We start from the raw sequence: 17933 nt of genomic DNA, 5'->3' as shown, positions 1-17933 counted from the left end.
ATCTACTGGGAGACAAGAGGAAAGGGCATGAGGGCTAGAAGCTTATTTTAGCCTCCAGCTGATTAGTCTGTTATAAAGGAAAAGTTTATGATAAAAAAATATTTGATCCATATTTGCCTCCTTCTGAGTCTCTTATGCCAGCCAATTCTAGCGAGTGCGGATGAATTGGTAGATATGGCGCAAAAGATGTATCCAAATGACAATGTCCAAGCCATTAACCGTCCACATTCTTCGCTTATTATTGACGGAAATACGGGCAATGTTCTTTGGAAAGACAATATCGATGAAGTCAGAGATCCTGCCAGCATGAGTAAGCTCATGACGCTCTATCTCTTGTTTGAAGATATGGCAAATGGCAAGATCAGTAAGGATACAGTGATCAAGGCGACCGCTTCAGACCAAGCGATCGGAAAGATCTATGAGATCTCCAACAATAATATTGTTGCTGGGGTAGACTACACAATTCCTGAGTTGATTACCATGACAGTGGTTCCATCCTCAAATGTATCGACCCTCATGTTGGCCAATCTCATGTCCAACAATGATCCAGATGCCTTTATCGAGCGCATGAATGCCAAGGCTAAGGAATTAGGGATGACCAATACGGTCTGGAATAACCCGAGTGGGGCGGCCATCTCCACCTTGCAGGGCTACTATCAGGTCAACAATTATCCAAATGATGCGGCCAACCAGACAACTGCGCGTGATTTAGGGATTCTGGTTTATCATTTTATCAATCAATACCCAGATATTTTAAACTATACCAATCAAGCACAAGTCACGGTCAAAAAAGGGACTCCATATGAGGAAACCTTTGATACCTACAATTATTCATTGCCAGGAGCCAAGTATGCCTTGAAAGGTGTGGATGGTTTGAAAACTGGTTCAAGCCCTCGTGGAGCTTTCAACTATATCGCGACCATCAAACGGGGCAATCAGCGCTTAATTGCTGTCATTATGGGCGTAGGAGATTGGGCAGACCAAGATGGGGAATATTACCGTCACCCGTTTGGCAATGCCTTGATCGAAAAAGCCTATAAAGATTTTGGCTATAAAAAATTGTTAGATGCAGGTGTCCAGAAGATTGACGGCAAGACCTATACACTTGAAAAACCCTTCTATGCAACGGTTAAAAAAGGGGCTAAAGAACCGACCCTTGCGGTAAAAGATGGCTATCTGACAGTAGATAATGATCTCTACACCTTGTCTGAAGGTATCCGAGATGATATGAAGGTGGAAGAAGGAGCCAAGCCAGAGCTTGTCAAAGAAACAGCAAGTGGGAAAAAGACAACGGCTAAGCACAGTAAATGGCTTTCGCTAGATCACTTCCTGATCTTGATTCCCATTCTTATTCTTGTCATCATTCTCTCGATTGAAAAACAAAGTCGTGAGAGACGCAAAAAAGAGGCTCAAAAGCGCTATAATAAAGAACAAAATAAAACCTAACTGATTGTCAGTTGGGTTTTGTCATTGTCCCATTCCGATATTTTTAGAAAGGATTTATATGAAAAAATTCCGAAATTCTTATGTGGCTTATATGCTACTCTATAGTTTTTATTTTATGTCCACATCTCTCTTTACGACCCTCATTTCCGTCTATTTGATGGGAAAGCACTATAGTGCAACTCAAGTGTCGACTTTGGTATCGGTTGCCTTTTTCTTATCCATGGTAGCCCAACCCTTCTTTGGGTATATCAATGAGCGATTTGGAATCGTAAAAATGACGACCCTCAGTCTGAGTGTGATCATTGGTGGTGTCTTCGGTTTTCTTTGGGCCCCCAATCTCTTTTGGCTGACTGTTTTTTATGGGATTGTTCTAGTCTGTTTGAATGGGACAGCTCCCATGATGGAAGTTTTTGCAACACAAAGTCCATACGCTTTTGGGAAGATTCGCGTTTGGGGAACCATTGGCTACTCGGTCGGTGTCCAAATAGCTGGCTGGGTCTATCATCAGTTTAGTCCCCAAGCAGTCTATTATACGGTTTTGATCACCATTGTATTGAGTCTCTTCTGCCTAAGTGCGGTTCGAATGAAGAAAAAAGAGACAGTCGTAGAAAAGGAAAAACACCCTGTCTCTATTCGTCCTCTTCTTCACAATGGACCTTATCTCTTCTTTATTGTGTTGATTGGGTTGGCTTCAGGGGTTGGAAATATTGGTCATACCTATATTCCTGAGTTGCTCATGGATAGTGGTCTACCAGTCCATATTGCCTCTACGGTTGTAGCTGTCTCCGTCGTAGTGGAAGCTCCCTTGATCTTTTTCTCTGATCGATTCATGGACCACTGGCCTTTACGGGTTTTGATTGCTCTTCCAATCGGAATTATTTTCGCTCAATATGCTGTCTATGCTCTTCCAAGTCCTGTCTTCTTAAAAGTGATAATGACTCTCTTAGCTAAGCACACGACAGGGATGGTTTTGATTATGGTCTCCTTACGGTTTATCGCCCAACAGGTAAATGGCAAAGACTTGGTTCTTGCCATGGCCATTGTCCAAGGAGCTCGTTATTTAGGAACCATTCTTTTACAACTCCTCGCAGCCCTCTGTATTGAAAGAGGTGGTTACCAAGTCATGAGCTTCTTTTTAGCAGGGGTTGTAGGGATCGTCTTTTTGCTGAGCTTTGCCTTAAAAATGCCCCAAGGGAAGGCTCACGGCCTTTTTGGTGGCAAAGTAGACTAATGAAATTGTTACAATTGTATGACTAATCATCGAGGAGTTGGACAGAAACACTGATTTCACAGTGTTTTGTCCAACTTTTTTGCTAATATTAAGAACTAGTGATTAATTTGACAGTCAAAGTATTCGATGGTAGAATGAGGTAAAATAAAAATAAAGGAGACCATTTTATGAAAAAAATGATCCTATCGACAGCTGCTCTTTTGACGATTGTTTCCCTAGCTGCTTGTTCAAATAAGCAAGAAACAAAGAAGGAAACTTCAAATAGTCAATCAACTACTAAAGTGACGAGCAAATCTGCCAACACTACAAAAAGTAAGGATACTTCAACAGATTCAGAAAAAGGGTCAACTTCAAGTGTCGTTACAGATGAGGACATCAGTAAGGCAAAAACAGTGGGCGACTTCAAAAAGTTGTATGCAAAATTAATGGATCAGACAGTTTCTCTTACGGAAGAAGCAGGCTCTTCAGTGACAGGTTCCGCAAAAGAACAATACGATGCAACGATTAGTGCCTTGAAGCAAGAATTAGAAAACCAAAAAGATATCTTTAATGAAGGTTTGGAAAGCATCGGTTCAGATAGTACAGTCGTTCCTAAAGAAGACCGTGAAGCTTTGATCGAAATCTTGAAAGATGCTCGAGACGAGTTGGAAAGTCGTCGTAAAGAATTGAAAGATATGCAGAAAGAATTGAGTAAATCTCCTGTTGCAGATGACGACAGTGATGATTCAGATTCAGATTCTGAAGAATAAAAGGAAGAAAAGGTTGGAATTTCCAGCCTTTTTCTTATTTTTTTTCGAATGATATAGATGAGGAGGTGGGGCGATGTTTATTGCCATGGATAACAATCAAAAGCGGTGGAACTGTATGGAAGAGATCCCAGCTGTGACAGAAGGTCCCTTCTATTGCTTGGCTTGTCATAGTCCAGTGCGTCTAAAAAATGGCTCGGTTCTAAGGGCTCATTTTGCTCATGTAGAATTACAGCATTGTCCCTATCATCACGAAGCGGAGAGTTTTGAACATCTGGAATTGAAAGCAAGTCTTTATAACTGGGCCTCTAGGGAGTCTAAAACAGAGGTAGAAAGTTATTTAGCAGACTTTCAACAAATTGCCGATCTTTTGGTAGTAGACAAGAACTTAGCTTTGGAAGTGCAGTGCAGCTCCCTATCTTTAGAACGCTTGAAGGAGAGAAGTGATGCTTATCGATCCCATGGTTACCAGGTCTATTGGTTACTTGGTAAAAATTTGTGGCTCAAGAAAAGACTAACAAAGCTGCAGGCTGGCTTTCTTTATTTTAGTCAGAATCGCGGGTTCCATCTTTGGGAATTGGATCTGACAAAGAAAGAGCTACGTTTGCAATACCTCATTCATGAGGATTTACGAGGACGATTGCATTATCAAACAGAAATTTTCCCTTTTGGTCAAAAGTCTTTACTGGAAGTCTTACGAACCCCTTATCTTTCGCAATCCATGCAGCAAATGGCAGTCGAGCTCGATCGTACATTTTTAACGTATATCCAGCAGCAACTCTTTTATCGTCACCCAAAGTGGCTGAAACTTCAGGAAGAACTCTATTTGCAGGGACACCATCTGATGGAACTGGGGCTAGATTTCTTTTATCCTCTTTGTCGTCCGATCCTTTCACAGAACTTACTTCAAATTGAAGAGGATGTAGAAGATTACTACCAGCAGTTTATGACCTATTATCAGTCGCAAGGGATCCAACCTGTTCAGATCCTTTATCCCCCACGTTTTTATGCTCAGCAGAAAAGCTAACTTTCTAAGATAGAAATCCTCCCGAAATGTTCATTTTTATGCTAAAATAGTACCATTGGAGGATTAATCGAAATGGTAAAACAACGTAATGAAATTGATGAAAAATACCAATGGGATTTGTCGACAATTTTTGCGACAGATCAAGCTTGGGAAGAAGAAGCAGCAAGCTTAGCTGCAGATATTAAAGCAGCAAGCCACTATGCTGGCCATTTGTTGGATTCAGCGCAAACACTGTTGGATACAACCAATGCATATTTGGAATTGAGCCGTCGCTTAGAAAAGGTCTACGTCTATGCTCATATGAAAAATGACCAAGATACACGAGTGGCTAAATACCAAGAGTACCAATCAAAAGGGATGTCTCTTTATAGCTTGTTAGGTGAAACCTTTGCCTTCTATGAGCCTGAATTCATGGCCATTACGGATGAGCAATACAAAGCCTTTGTGAGTGAGGTTCCAGCCTTAGAACAATATGGTCATTATTTTGATCGTTTGCTAGAGAAAAAAGAACATGTCTTGTCTCAAAAAGAAGAGGAATTACTTGCAGGAGCTGGTGAGATCTTTGCGGCAGGTGGTGAAACTTTTGAAATCTTGGACAATGCAGATATTGTTTTCCCAACTGTACATGATGACAAGGGCGAAGAAGTTCAATTAACCCATGGAAACTATATTTCTTTGGTAGAATCAAAAGATCGTGCCGTTCGTAAAGAAGCTTACGAAGGTCTCTACAAGGTCTATGAACAGTACCAACATACCTATGCTAAAACCTTGCAAACCAATGTGAAAGTTCACAACTTTAATGCCAAAGTTCGCAAATTCTCATCTGCCCGTGAAGCGGCTCTTTCTGAAAACTTTGTACCAGAAAGTGTTTATGATAGCTTGGTAGCAGCTGTGAACAAACATTTGCCACTCTTGCAACGCTATGTGCAATTGCGTTCAAAAATTCTTGGAATCTCAGACTTGAAGATGTACGATATGTATACGCCATTATCCGATACAGACTACAAGTTTACCTATGAAGAATCATTGGCCAAAGCAGAAGAAGTCTTGGCTGTTTTGGGTGAGGACTACCTTTCTCGTGTAAAACGAGCCTTCAGCGAACGGTGGATTGATGTGCATGTCAACCAAGGAAAACGCTCAGGTGCTTATTCAGGTGGTTCTTATGATACCAATGCCTTCATGTTGTTGAACTGGCAAGATACATTGGATAATCTCTTCACCTTGGTGCATGAAACTGGTCACAGTATGCATTCTAGCTATACCCGTGAAACCCAGCCTTACGTCTATGGGGACTATTCCATCTTCCTTGCTGAAATCGCCTCTACAACCAATGAAAATATCCTGACTGAACGTCTGTTAGAAGAAGTAGAAGACGATGCAACTCGCTTTGCTATTTTGAATCACTTCTTGGATGGCTTCCGTGGAACTGTCTTCCGTCAAACGCAGTTTGCTGAATTTGAGCATGCTATCCATAAAGCAGACCAAGAAGGTACCGTTTTGACTAGTGAATTCTTAAACAACCTCTATGCAGAGCTCAATGAAAAATACTATGGCCTTTCAAAAGAAGACAACCCTGAGATCCAATATGAATGGGCTCGGATTCCTCACTTCTACTATAACTACTATGTCTTCCAATATTCAACAGGTTTTGCAGCAGCTTCAGCCTTAGCTGAAAAGATTGTTCATGGAACACAAGAAGATCGTGGTAAATATATCGACTACTTGAAGGCTGGAAATTCTGACTATCCACTCAATGTCATCCGCAAAGCAGGTGTGGATATGGAAAAAGAAGACTACTTGGACGCAGCCTTTGCGGTCTTTGAACGTCGGTTGAATGAATTTGAAGCCCTAGTAGAAAAATTAGGACTCGCATAAGATGGTAGAGTCTTATAGTAAAAATGCCAACCACAATATGCGCCGGCCAGTGGTTAAAGACGAGATCGTTGACTTTATGCGCACGCGTCAAAAACCGGTAGCAGGTGCCTTGGAGGAGTTAGAAGCATTCGCCCGCAAGGAAAATATTCCGATTATTCCGCATGAAACGGTAGCTTACTTTAGACTACTCCTGCAAGCCCTACAACCAAAGAAAATCCTGGAAATTGGGACAGCAATTGGATTTTCAGCGCTCTTAATGGCCGAAAATGCTCCCGATGCACAAATTACCACTATTGATCGGAATGAAGAGATGATTGGCTTTGCTAAGGAAAATCTGGCTAAATACGATCAGAGAAAACAAATCACCTTGCTTGAAGGAGATGCAGTAGATGTTTTGCAGGATTTGACAGAGACCTATGACTTTGTCTTCATGGACTCTGCTAAGTCTAAGTACATCGTCTTTTTGCCACGAATTCTCGAACTCTTAGAGGTTGGGGGAGTCGTGGTATTGGATGATATTTTCCAAGGAGGAGATGTTGCCAAGGACATCATGGAAGTGCGTCGTGGGCAACGAACCATTTACCGGGGGCTTCAGAACCTCTTTCATGCGACTCTCAATCATCCAGATTTGACCGCTAGTTTGGTGCCACTTGGAGATGGTATTTTGATGATTCGGAAAAATGCAGAGACGGTAACCTTGCCAGATCCTAGCTCTTTTTAGGTAAATTTAAGGTATTCTCTCTAATTTGTGGTAAAATAGAAGAAGTTTAAAAAGGAACGGAGAATAATTTTCATGAAGAAAAAACTTGTAGCGGGTGCTGTGACCTTGCTATCAGTCGTAACACTAGCAGCGTGTGCCAATGGCACAAACAAAGATATCGTGACCATGAAAGGGGACACGATCACAGTTTCTGATTTCTATAATGAAATCAAAACCAACCAAGGTGCTCAACAAGTTCTTTTCCAAATGACCATCAATAAAGTCTTTGAAAAAGAATATGGATCAAAAGTTTCCGATAAAGAAGTCGATAAAGAATTGGCTAAACAAAAGAAACAATTGGGGAACCGATTCGATGCTTACTTGGCGCAACAAGGCTTGACGGAAGAAACAGCGAAGAAACAAATCCGTAGCAATATGTTGTTAGAATATGCAGTCAACCAAGCTGCTAAGAAAGATATCAAAGAGTCTGACTACAAGGCGGCTTTTGAATCTTACACACCAGAAGTAACAGCACAAATTATCAAGTTAGATTCAGAAGACAAAGCAAAAGAAGTGTTGGAAGCAGCTAAAGCGGAAGGTGCAGACTTTGCCCAAATCGCCAAAGACAATTCAACAGATACTACTACAAAAGACAAAGGTGGCGAAGTTAAGTTCGATTCAGGAACAGCAGATATTCCATCTCAAGTCAAAGAAGCTGCCTTTAAGTTGGATGAAAATGGGATTTCAGATGTGATCACAGTTTCAGCAGGTCAAAACTATTCTGCTAGCTACTATATTGTCAAATTGAATAAGAAGACAGAAAAAGGTTCTGACTGGAAGAAATACGAAAAACGTTTGAAAGAGATCATTGTTGACGGTCGTAAGCAAGATACCAACTACATCCGTAGCATTATTGCAAAAGCGATGACCAATGCCAATATCAAGGTCAAAGATGATGCCTTCAAATCAACATTTAACCAATATTTGCAAAATATCGGTGTTCAAACGAGCGATAGCAGCTCATCATCTAAAAAATAGTTGACGGTTCCTTTTGGAACTTGTATAATGAAATAGTTGAGAATAAATCATTGTTACTCGGAATCAGAGAAGTGGCGGGGGTGCGAGCCATGGAAGAGAAATGATTTTGCTACTCGGCTGAGACAATTGCATACAAAATGAAGAATGACAAGTTCATTGAATGAAGGTGGTACCGCGGTTTTTCGCCCTTCGTTTAGTGGCTTGTCTTTTGTTTGTGGGCAGTTGTCTGGAGCTTTTTAAAGGAGATCAAAAGATGCGAACCTATCAAGTGAAACAAAAATTTCGATTGGGTGGCGAGCGGTTCGATATCAAAGATGAGTTGGGAAATGTTGAGTACCAGGTTGAGGGATCTTTTCTTAAGATTCCCAAGACTTTTACCATCTATGATAAGAATGGACAAGAAGTGAGCCACATTACTAAAAAAACAATCAGCTTTCTTCCCAAATTTGTGGTTGAGTTGAAGGATGGGGACCGCTTTTTTATCCATAAAAAACTGACGCTCTTTAGAGACAAATACGATATCGAAGATTTGGGACTGAGGGTACAAGGAAATATCTGGGACCTAGAATTCAAATTGTTTGATGATCGGGATCAAATCGTCGCTGAGATTAGCAAGGAACTCTTTCATCTAACCTCTACTTATCAAGTATCGGTGTATGAGGATGAATACGCTGATTTAGTCATCTCACTGTGTGTCGCCATCGATTATGTCGAAATGTTAGAAGCTAGCGCAAATTAATCTTAAAGAAATTAGGAGACAAATATGAAACAATTATCTAGTGCACAAGTCCGCCAAATGTGGCTTGATTTCTGGGCAAGCAAAGGCCACTCTGTAGAACCATCTGTTAGCTTGGTTCCAGTAAACGATCCAACCCTTTTGTGGATCAACTCAGGGGTTGCCACTCTTAAAAAATACTTCGATGGAACTATCAAACCTGAAAATCCACGGATTACCAATGCTCAAAAAGCCATCCGTACCAACGATATCGAAAACGTAGGGAAAACTGCCCGTCACCATACCATGTTTGAAATGTTGGGGAACTTCTCTATCGGAGATTACTTCCGAGATGAAGCCATTACCTGGGCTTATGAGCTTTTGACAAGCCCTGAATGGTTTGACTTCCCTAAAGACAAACTTTACATGACTTATTACCCTGACGACAAGGATTCATACAACCGTTGGATCGCTGTTGGGGTAGATCCAAGTCACTTGATCCCAATCGAAGACAACTTCTGGGAAATCGGTGCGGGGCCTTCTGGACCAGATACAGAAATCTTCTTTGACCGTGGAGAAGCCTTTGACCCTGAAAACATCGGTCTTCGTCTGCTTGCAGAAGATATCGAAAACGATCGTTATATCGAAATCTGGAACATCGTCTTGTCACAATTTAACGCTGACCCATCTGTACCTCGTAGTGAATACAAGGAATTGCCACACAAGAACATTGATACGGGCGCTGGTTTAGAGCGTTTGGTAGCCGTTATCCAAGGGGCTAAGACAAACTTTGAAACAGACCTCTTCATGCCAATCATTCGTGAAGTTGAGAAGTTGTCTGGTAAGGTCTATGACCAAGATGGCGACAACATGAGCTTCAAGGTCATTGCAGACCACATCCGTTCGCTTTCATTTGCGATTGGGGATGGTGCTCTTCCTGGAAATGAAGGTCGTGGTTATGTCCTTCGTCGTTTGCTCCGTCGTGCCTCTATGCATGGTCAAAAATTGGGTATCAACGAGCCTTTCCTTTACAAACTCGTTCCAACTGTTGGAAAAATCATGGAAAGCTACTACCCAGAAGTGCTTGAAAAACGTGATTTTATCGAAAAAATCGTGAAGAGCGAAGAAGAGTCATTTGCCCGCACTCTTCACTCAGGTCAACACTTTGCCCAAACCATCGTTGAAGACTTGAAAGCCAAAGGTCAAACAGTGATTGCTGGTCAAGATGTCTTTAAACTTTATGATACATACGGATTCCCAGTAGAATTGACAGAAGAAATCGCTGAAGAAGCTGGAATGACTGTCGATCGTGAAGGCTTCGAAGCAGCCATGAAGGAACAACAAGAACGTGCGCGTGCATCTGCTGTCAAAGGTGGATCTATGGGGATGCAAAATGAAACCCTTCAAAACATTACAGTTGAAAGTAGCTTCAACTACAATGCTAGCCAATTGCCTTCTAAGTTGGTGGCTATCGTAGCGGACAATGCAGAAGTAGAGGCTGTTTCAGAAGGAACTGCATCACTGATCTTTGCAGAAACTCCATTCTACGCTGAAATGGGTGGACAAGTTGCGGACCATGGTCAAATCTTGGATGCTGCAGGAAACGTCGTAGCGACGGTGACAGATGTTCAAAAAGCACCAAATGGACAACCACTTCATACTGTTGAAGTTCTTGCTCCTCTTGCCTTGAACCAAGAATACACCTTGGCGATCGATACCAATCGTCGTCATCGTGTCATGAAGAACCACACTGCAACTCACTTGCTCCATGCCGCTCTTCACAATATCCTTGGTAACCACGCAACCCAAGCAGGATCTCTCAACGAAGTAGAATTCCTTCGCTTTGACTTTACCCACTTCCAAGCCGTAACTCCTGAAGAATTGCGCGCTATTGAACAACAAGTCAATGAAAAGATTTGGGAAGCGATCGCAGTCGAAACGATTGAAACAGATATCGATACTGCTAAAGAAATGGGAGCCATGGCCCTCTTTGGTGAAAAATACGGTAAAGAAGTCCGTGTTGTAACGATCGGTGATTACTCTGTTGAGCTCTGTGGTGGTACTCACGTAGGCAACACTTCTGAAATTGGTCTCTTCAAGATTGTCAAAGAAGAAGGGATCGGATCAGGAACTCGTCGTATCTTGGCAGTGACCGGTAAGGAAGCCTTTGAAGCTTATCGTGAACAAGAAGATGCACTGAAAGCAGTCGCAGCAACCTTGAAAGCACCTCAACTCAAAGAAGTCCCTCACAAGGTTGAAGGTCTTCAGGAACAACTCCGTCAATTGCAAAAAGAAAATGCAGAATTGAAGGAAAAAGCAGCAGCAGCGGCAGCAGGCGATGTCTTCAAGAATGTTCAAGAAGCAAACGGACACCGTTATATTGCCAGCCAAGTTTCTGTATCAGATGCAGGTGCCCTTCGTACCTTTGCAGATAACTGGAAACAAAAAGACTACTCTGATGTGCTTGTTCTTGTCGCAGCCATCGGTGACAAGGTCAACGTCCTTGTTGCTAGCAAGACAAAAGATGTGCATGCAGGTAATGTGATCAAAGAATTGGCTCCAATCGTCGATGGACGTGGTGGTGGTAAACCAGACATGGCCATGGCAGGAGGAAGCAACCAAGCGAAGATCCAAGAATTGTTGGATGCCGTAGCAGGTAAATTGTAATAAACAGAAGAGGCTGGATGTTTGTCCAACCTCTTTTTTCAAAAAAAAAGCAGATCCAATTAGAAAAAGATTGCAGCAAAAAAACCTTTCCGTCTGGAAAGGTTTCAGATTGAAGATAAAGTCTTCTAAAAAACTTTCCTTAGGTGAGTACGGACGTCAGCGAACTTCAAAGAAGTTCCATGACTTAGTTTTGGACCTAAGGTTCCAAAACTCCCGAGTGCTAGAAACATGATTGTTTCTAGCACTTTTCTCACGGCGGAAAGTTTTTAATCTTCAAAAAATAAAAGTCACTTTTTGAAAATCATCTATCTGTTTTATGTAAAACAATAGGTTGTCTATATTTAAAAACCTTTCCAGATGGAAAGGTTTTTGTCTTATAGGCCGTAGTTGTAATCGTCATCCTGCATGGCTTCTACTTCACCGAGAAGGTAACCATTTCCGACTTGAGAGAAGAAGTCGTGATTAGAAGTACCGGTTGAGATTCCGTTCATGACGATTGGGTTAACGTCATCTGCTGAGTCTGGGAAGAGCGGATCTTGTCCCAAGTTCATGAGGGCTTTATTAGCGTTGTAGCGAAGGAAGGTCTTGACTTCCTCAGTCCAGCCAACACCATCATAGAGGCTCTCTGTGTAGCCTTCTTCATTCTCATAGAGGGTGTAGAGAAGATCATACATCCATTCTTTGAGTTTCTCTTGTTCGTCTTCTGGTAATTCGTTAAATCCAAGTTGGAACTTGTAGCCGATATAGGTTCCGTGAACTGATTCGTCCCGAATGATCAACTTGATGATCTCAGCTACGTTGGCTAATTTGTTGTTTCCAAGATAGTAGAGAGGTGTGAAGAAACCAGAGTAGAAGAGGAAGGTTTCAAGGAAAACGCTGGCGACTTTCTTTTCAAGAGGGGTCCCATTGAGATAGATTTCGTTGATGATTTCTGCCTTCTTTTGAAGGAAAGGATTGGTGTTGGTCCATTCGAAAATCTCTTCGATTTCTGACTTGGTATTCAAAGTAGAAAAGATAGAAGAGTATGACTTAGCATGGACAGATTCCATAAATTGGATGTTGTTAAAGACAGCTTCTTCATGGGGAGTACGAATATCCGCACGAAGAGCCTGAACACCTGTTTCAGATTGCATGGTATCTAGAAGGGTCAATCCCCCAAAGACTTTACCAACTAGGTCTTTTTCTTTATTAGATAACTTTCTCCAGTCATCCAAGTCGTTTGACAAAGGGATACGTGTATCCAACCAGAATTGCTCTGTCAGTTTTTCCCAGGTCGATTTATCGATGACATCTTCGATCGCATTCCAGTTAATGGCTTTGTAGTATGTTTCCATTTGCATCACTTTCTTTTTCTATTCATTCAATCGTTACTATTCTACCATAAATTGATAGAATACCGCACAAAAAGTCGGCGAACCGACTTTTGATAGCTATCTAGGATAGCGGATTAGATGACACAGCTTTCACATTGGTTGGCGCCAACTTCTCCACCATCATCTGTAAAGGTACGGACGTAGTAGATAGACTTGATACCCTTGTTAAAGGCGTAGTTCCGAAGGATAGACAAGTCACGAGTGGTTTGTTTGTTTTCAGTTTTCCATTCGTAAAGACCCTTTGGAATATCGCTGCGCATAAAGAGAGTCAGTGAAAGACCTTGGTCTACATGCTCAGTTGCGGCAGCATAGACATCGATGACTTTTCGCATATCCATGTCGTAGGCAGAAGTGTAGTAAGGAATCGTTTCCGTTGACAATCCTGCTGCAGGGTAGTAGATCTTACCGATTTTCTTCTCTTGACGTTCTTCAATCCGTTGTGTAATTGGGTGGATAGAAGCAGATACGTCATTGATGTAGCTGATAGATCCATTTGGTGCGACAGCTAGGCGGTTTTGGTGGTAAAGACCATCTGCTTGAACTTTAGCACGCAGTTCTGCCCAATCCTCTGCACTTGGGATAAAGATATCTTTAAAGAGTTCTTTGACACGATCAGATTTTGGTACAAATGCTCCAGTCGTGTACTTATCAAAGTAAGTACCGTTGGCATAGTCTGATTTTTCAAAGTTGTGGAAGGTAACACCACGTTCGCGCGCAATGTTGTTTGATTCTACGAGAGTCCAGTAGTTCATGAGCATGAAGTAGATGCTGGTGAACTCGACAGACTCAGGTGATCCGTATTCAATCAATTGTTGCGCAAGGTAGCTGTGAAGTCCCATAGCTCCAAGACCAAAGGTATGCGCTTGGCTGTTTCCGTGGTCGATTGTAGGAACAGCTACAATGTGGGAGCTATCTGTGACGAAGGTCAAAGCACGAACCATGGCACGAATCGAACGACCAAAGTCAGGTGAGGTCATCATGTTGACTACGTTGGTTGAACCAAGGTTACATGAGACGTCTGTCCCCATTTTAATGAATTCTTGAGCATCGTTGATCAAGCTTGGCTCTTGAACCTGGAGGATCTCTGAACACAAGTTACTCATGATGATCTTGCCATCAACAGGGTTTGCACGGTTAGCAGTATCGATGTTAACTACATATGGGTAACCAGATTCTTGTTGCAATTTAGAAATTTCAGTTTCCAAATCACGCGCCTTAATTTTTGTCTTGCGGATGTTTGGATTAGCAACCAACTCATCGTATTTTTCAGTGATGTCAATGTAGTTGAATGGCACTCCGTATTCACGCTCTACAGAGTAAGGGCTGAAGAGGTACATTTCTTCATTTTTACGCGCCAACTCGTAGAACTTGTCTGGTACGACGACACCAAGTGAAAGAGTCTTGACACGAACTTTTTCATCGGCGTTTTCTTTCTTAGTAGAAAGGAAGGCGATGATGTCTGGGTGGAAGACGTTGAGGTAAACGGCCCCGGCCCCTTGGCGTTGTCCCAATTGGTTAGAGTAAGAGAAGCTATCTTCGAAGAGTTTCATAACTGGAACGACCCCAGAAGCAGCTCCTTCATAGCCCTTGATCGGTGCGCCAGCTTCGCGAAGGTTGCTGAGGGAGATTCCAACCCCACCACCGATACGTGAAAGTTGAAGGGCAGAGTTGATGGAACGACCGATCGCATTCATGTCGTCGGTTACCTGGATCAAGAAACATGAAACTAATTCTCCACGGCGGGCACGTCCAGCATTCAAGAAAGAAGGAGTAGCTGGTTGGTAGCGTTGGTGAATGATTTCATTTGCGATGTCTTTCGCAATTTCTTCATTTCCATCCGCAAAGTAGAGGGCATTGAAGAAGACACGGTCTTCCATGCTTTCTAGATAGTATTCTCCATCATTTGTTTTCAGAGCATACTGGTTATAGAATTTATAGGCAGCCATGAAGGACTTGAATTGGAAGTTTTGATCTTTGATAAATTGGGCCAATTCTTCCAAAAATTCAGGACGGTATTTCTCGATAAAAGCTCTCTCAATGTAATTGTGCTCGAGAAGGTACTGAATCTTGTCTGTAATCGAGTCAAAGGCTTTAGTATTTGGTACAACATTTTCTTTAAAGAACGCATCCAAAGCTTCTTTATCCTTATGAAGCATGATTTGGCCGTTTACTGGACGGTTGATTTCATTGTTAAGACGAAAATACGTCACATCTTCAAGAGATTTTAATCCCATAATAATCCTTTTCTAGTTCAAAAAAATGAAGAGGAGAAGTCCTCTCTTTCCAAGTAAAAAGTCTAGTGTTAGGTTGCTAACGCTAGACCCTATTTAAGCAAAATACTGTGTTTATTAAGAAAGTTTCTTCAACTTAGCTGGTTGAAAACCAGAAAATACTTCATCCGGTGTTTGAATAACTGGAGCAGCATTGAAACCAAGGTTCTTAACATGCTCTACAAATTCCGGCTGTTCATCTAAGTTAATTTCGCGGTATTCCACGTGATTGCTATCGAGGAATCGCTTGGTCATTTTGCATTGAACACAATTATTTTTTGAATAAATGGTTACCATTTTTTTCCGTTCTCCTATCGAAATATAAATCTGTAAACAGTATAAACAAAATCCAGCAACTTGTCAACAAAATAAAACTAAATATTGTGCAAAGAGATGAAATTGAGTTTTCAAAGCACAATATATTGTGGTGAGCGAAAAGTGTGAAAATCGAAGAAATGGGATAGGAATAGGCTTTAAAGCATCTTTAATTAGTTATAATTTTTTGGTGAATCAATATCCTGTGGTTCAAGAGCTTTTTTTCATTGAAAGCGGAGGAAAATGTTACTTATAATATAGTAGAAAATTGAAAAGATATTTTCTCTATTCTTCAGGTGCTTCTTAAAATGTATCTAAATTGGGATTTTTCGCAGTCTTTTTCTGTAAGTCAGTGATAAAAATCTTGAAAAAAATTTCAAAAGATGATATAATACCAAATTGTAAGGGTTATCAAAAGGTAACTCAAAAACTATTTTTAAAAAGGAGAGTCAAACTATGGCTTCTAAAGATTTCCACATCGTGGCAGAAACAGGTATCCACGCACGTCCAGCAACTTTGTTGGTTCAAACTGCTAGCAAATTTGCTTCAGATATTACTCTTGAATACAAAGGTAAATCAGTTAACTTGAAATCAATCATGGGTGTTATGAGCCTTGGTGTTGGTCAAGGAGCAGACGTTGTAATCTCTGCAGAAGGTGCTGACGCTGATGATGCTATCGCAGCTATTTCAGAAACAATGACTAAAGAAGGATTGGCTTAAAAATATGACAAAAATGCTAAAAGGAATTGCAGCATCTGACGGTGTTGCCGTTGCTAAGGCATATTTGCTCATTCAACCAGACTTATCATTTGAGACTGTTTCAGTCGAAGATACAAGTGCAGAAGAAGCTCGTTTGGATGCAGCTCTTGAAGCTTCACAAAACGAGCTTTCTCTTATTCGGGAGAATGCAGTAGCAAGCCTTGGTGAAGAAGCAGCGCAAGTTTTTGATGCGCATATGATGGTTCTTGCTGACCCTGAAATGATTGGTCAGATCAAAGAAACGATTCGTACGAAAAAAATCAATGCAGAAGCTGGCTTGAAAGAAGTCACTGACATGTTCATTGCGATCTTTGAAGGAATGGAAGACAATCCTTACATGCAAGAACGTGCAGCAGATATTCGTGACGTTACCAAACGTGTCCTTGCCAACTTGCTTGGTAAGAAATTGCCAAACCCTGCTTCTATCAATGAAGAAGCAATCGTGGTTGCGCATGACTTGACTCCATCTGATACAGCACAGTTGAACAAAAAGTATGTAAAAGCTTTTGTCACGAATATCGGTGGACGTACAAGTCACTCAGCTATCATGGCTCGTACACTTGAAATCGCAGCTGTTCTTGGTACAAATAACATTACAGAACTTGTCAAAGATGGCGATGTTTTGGCTGTTTCAGGGATCACTGGTGAAGTTGTGATCAACCCTACTGAAGAACAAATCGCAGAGTTCAAAGCAGCTGGTGAAGCTTATGCTAAACAAAAAGCTGAATGGGCTCTCCTTAAAGATGCGAAAACAGTGACTGCTGATGGAAAACACTTCGAGTTGGCTGCTAACATCGGTACACCTAAAGATGTTGAAGGTGTGAACGATAACGGTGCAGAAGCTGTTGGTCTCTATCGTACAGAATTCTTGTACATGGATTCTCAAGACTTCCCAACTGAAGATGACCAATATGAAGCTTACAAAGCAGTTCTTGAAGGTATGAACGGTAAACCTGTTGTCGTTCGTACAATGGATATCGGTGGGGATAAAGAACTCCCTTACTTTGATCTTCCTAAAGAAATGAACCCATTCTTAGGTTTCCGTGCTTTGCGTATCTCTATCTCTGAGACAGGTAACCAAATGTTCCGTACACAATTGCGTGCCTTGCTTCGTGCATCTGTTCACGGTAAATTGCGGATCATGTTCCCAATGGTTGCTTTGTTGACTGAGTTCCGTACAGCTAAAGGTATTCTTGAAGAAGAAAAGGCTAAATTGCTTGCGGAAGGTGTTGCTGTTGCAGACGATATCCAAGTAGGGATCATGATTGAAATCCCAGCTGCAGCAATGCTTGCGGATCAATTTGCTAAGGAAGTTGATTTTTTCTCAATTGGTACAAACGACTTGATCCAATACACAATGGCTGCTGACCGTATGAACGAACAAGTTTCATACCTTTACCAACCATATAACCCATCTATCCTTCGTTTGATCAACAACGTGATCAAAGCGGCGCACGCTGAAGGCAAATGGGCAGGTATGTGTGGTGAAATGGCCGGTGACCAAACTGCTGTTCCACTTCTTGTCGGAATGGGCTTGGATGAGTTCTCTATGTCAGCGACATCTGTCCTTCGTACACGTAGCTTAATGAAGAAACTCGACACAGCTAAAATGCAAGAATACGCTAATCGTGCTCTGACTGAATGTTCAACAATGGAAGAAGTTCTTGAACTTTCAAAAGAATACGTGAACGTAGACTAAGAGTCGATCAAGACTAAGACAAATTTGTCTTAGTCTTTTTTTACATTGTACATAAAAATGTTCATTTTATTC

14 protein-coding genes are annotated in these 17933 nt (G+C 41.5%); 11 read left to right on the top strand and 3 right to left on the bottom strand.

The window, feature by feature from the left end; all coding sequences use genetic code 11:
• The first annotated feature begins 87 nt into the window (after positions 1–87).
• From RDV49_RS08930 to alaS, 9 genes are all read left to right on the top strand, one after another.
• Positions 88–1446, top strand: coding sequence for a DUF1958 domain-containing protein (locus RDV49_RS08930; RefSeq protein ID WP_003006375.1), 1359 nt, complete (start codon positions 88–90; stop codon positions 1444–1446).
• 58 nt (positions 1447–1504) lie between these two features.
• The gene (locus RDV49_RS08925) at positions 1505–2677 is read left to right on the top strand and encodes an MFS transporter (RefSeq protein ID WP_003006378.1); all 1173 of its coding nucleotides are present in this window, start codon (positions 1505–1507) and stop codon (positions 2675–2677) included.
• Between the two features lie 167 nt (positions 2678–2844).
• Positions 2845–3426, top strand: coding sequence for a hypothetical protein (locus RDV49_RS08920; protein WP_003006381.1), 582 nt, complete (start codon positions 2845–2847; stop codon positions 3424–3426).
• A 73-nt stretch (positions 3427–3499) separates the two neighbouring features.
• Positions 3500–4450, top strand: a complete 951-nt coding sequence (locus tag RDV49_RS08915) for a competence protein CoiA family protein (protein WP_003006384.1) — start codon at positions 3500–3502, stop codon at positions 4448–4450.
• 72 nt (positions 4451–4522) lie between these two features.
• On the top strand, positions 4523–6325 hold the full coding sequence (pepF, locus tag RDV49_RS08910) for an oligoendopeptidase F (protein WP_003006387.1): 1803 nt from the start codon (positions 4523–4525) through the stop codon (positions 6323–6325).
• 1 nt (position 6326) lies between these two features.
• Complete coding sequence (locus tag RDV49_RS08905) at positions 6327–7046, top strand: O-methyltransferase (RefSeq protein ID WP_003006390.1); 720 nt, start codon at positions 6327–6329, stop codon at positions 7044–7046.
• 72 nt (positions 7047–7118) lie between these two features.
• Positions 7119–8063, top strand: coding sequence for a peptidylprolyl isomerase PrsA (gene prsA / locus RDV49_RS08900; RefSeq protein WP_003006393.1), 945 nt, complete (start codon positions 7119–7121; stop codon positions 8061–8063).
• Positions 8064–8316: 253 nt separating this feature from the next.
• Positions 8317–8802 (top strand): LURP-one-related/scramblase family protein, encoded by a 486-nt coding sequence (locus RDV49_RS08895; protein ID WP_023917679.1) that lies wholly within the window; start codon positions 8317–8319, stop codon positions 8800–8802.
• Between the two features lie 24 nt (positions 8803–8826).
• Positions 8827–11445, top strand: coding sequence for an alanine--tRNA ligase (alaS, locus tag RDV49_RS08890; protein WP_003006399.1), 2619 nt, complete (start codon positions 8827–8829; stop codon positions 11443–11445).
• Positions 11446–11819: 374 nt separating this feature from the next.
• Here alaS and nrdF read toward each other — a convergent pair whose 3' ends face one another.
• The 3 genes from nrdF to nrdH all read right to left on the bottom strand — a co-directional run bounded on the left by nrdF (position 11820) and on the right by nrdH (position 15385).
• Complete coding sequence (gene nrdF, locus RDV49_RS08885) at positions 11820–12779, bottom strand: class 1b ribonucleoside-diphosphate reductase subunit beta (RefSeq protein WP_037608336.1); 960 nt, start codon at positions 12777–12779, stop codon at positions 11820–11822.
• Positions 12780–12892: 113 nt separating this feature from the next.
• A complete protein-coding gene (nrdE, locus tag RDV49_RS08880) occupies positions 12893–15052 on the bottom strand; it encodes a class 1b ribonucleoside-diphosphate reductase subunit alpha (RefSeq protein WP_003006405.1) in 2160 nt (719 codons plus the stop codon).
• 114 nt (positions 15053–15166) lie between these two features.
• On the bottom strand, positions 15167–15385 hold the full coding sequence (gene nrdH / locus RDV49_RS08875) for a glutaredoxin-like protein NrdH (RefSeq protein ID WP_003006408.1): 219 nt from the start codon (positions 15383–15385) through the stop codon (positions 15167–15169).
• A 474-nt stretch (positions 15386–15859) separates the two neighbouring features.
• Between nrdH and RDV49_RS08870 the strand changes: the two genes are divergently transcribed.
• Both RDV49_RS08870 and ptsP read left to right on the top strand, forming a co-directional pair.
• The gene (locus RDV49_RS08870) at positions 15860–16123 is read left to right on the top strand and encodes a phosphocarrier protein HPr (RefSeq protein ID WP_003006411.1); all 264 of its coding nucleotides are present in this window, start codon (positions 15860–15862) and stop codon (positions 16121–16123) included.
• Between the two features lie 4 nt (positions 16124–16127).
• Positions 16128–17861 (top strand): phosphoenolpyruvate--protein phosphotransferase, encoded by a 1734-nt coding sequence (gene ptsP / locus RDV49_RS08865; protein ID WP_003006414.1) that lies wholly within the window; start codon positions 16128–16130, stop codon positions 17859–17861.
• Positions 17862–17933: the final 72 nt, after the last annotated feature.

The sequence above is a fragment of the Streptococcus parasanguinis genome, assembly GCF_031582885.1.
Taxonomy (GTDB): domain Bacteria; phylum Bacillota; class Bacilli; order Lactobacillales; family Streptococcaceae; genus Streptococcus; species Streptococcus parasanguinis_M.
Note: the sequence above shows the minus strand (reverse complement) of the source record. Positions and strands in the feature narration are given on the sequence as shown.

Excerpts from the sequence above, each read along its gene's own strand:
- nrdE (WP_003006405.1), bottom strand. The coding sequence starts at position 15,052 with ATGGGATTAAAATCTCTTGAAGATGTGACGTATTTTCGTCTTAACAAT.
- ptsP (WP_003006414.1), top strand. The coding sequence starts at position 16,128 with ATGACAAAAATGCTAAAAGGAATTGCAGCATCTGACGGTGTTGCCGTT.
- prsA (WP_003006393.1), top strand. The coding sequence starts at position 7,119 with ATGAAGAAAAAACTTGTAGCGGGTGCTGTGACCTTGCTATCAGTCGTA.
- RDV49_RS08920 (WP_003006381.1), top strand. The coding sequence starts at position 2,845 with ATGAAAAAAATGATCCTATCGACAGCTGCTCTTTTGACGATTGTTTCC.
- RDV49_RS08930 (WP_003006375.1), top strand. The coding sequence starts at position 88 with ATGATAAAAAAATATTTGATCCATATTTGCCTCCTTCTGAGTCTCTTA.
- pepF (WP_003006387.1), top strand. The coding sequence starts at position 4,523 with ATGGTAAAACAACGTAATGAAATTGATGAAAAATACCAATGGGATTTG.
- nrdH (WP_003006408.1), bottom strand. The coding sequence starts at position 15,385 with ATGGTAACCATTTATTCAAAAAATAATTGTGTTCAATGCAAAATGACC.
- RDV49_RS08915 (WP_003006384.1), top strand. The coding sequence starts at position 3,500 with ATGTTTATTGCCATGGATAACAATCAAAAGCGGTGGAACTGTATGGAA.
- RDV49_RS08925 (WP_003006378.1), top strand. The coding sequence starts at position 1,505 with ATGAAAAAATTCCGAAATTCTTATGTGGCTTATATGCTACTCTATAGT.
- RDV49_RS08870 (WP_003006411.1), top strand. The coding sequence starts at position 15,860 with ATGGCTTCTAAAGATTTCCACATCGTGGCAGAAACAGGTATCCACGCA.
- nrdF (WP_037608336.1), bottom strand. The coding sequence starts at position 12,779 with ATGGAAACATACTACAAAGCCATTAACTGGAATGCGATCGAAGATGTC.
- RDV49_RS08905 (WP_003006390.1), top strand. The coding sequence starts at position 6,327 with ATGGTAGAGTCTTATAGTAAAAATGCCAACCACAATATGCGCCGGCCA.
- RDV49_RS08895 (WP_023917679.1), top strand. The coding sequence starts at position 8,317 with ATGCGAACCTATCAAGTGAAACAAAAATTTCGATTGGGTGGCGAGCGG.
- alaS (WP_003006399.1), top strand. The coding sequence starts at position 8,827 with ATGAAACAATTATCTAGTGCACAAGTCCGCCAAATGTGGCTTGATTTC.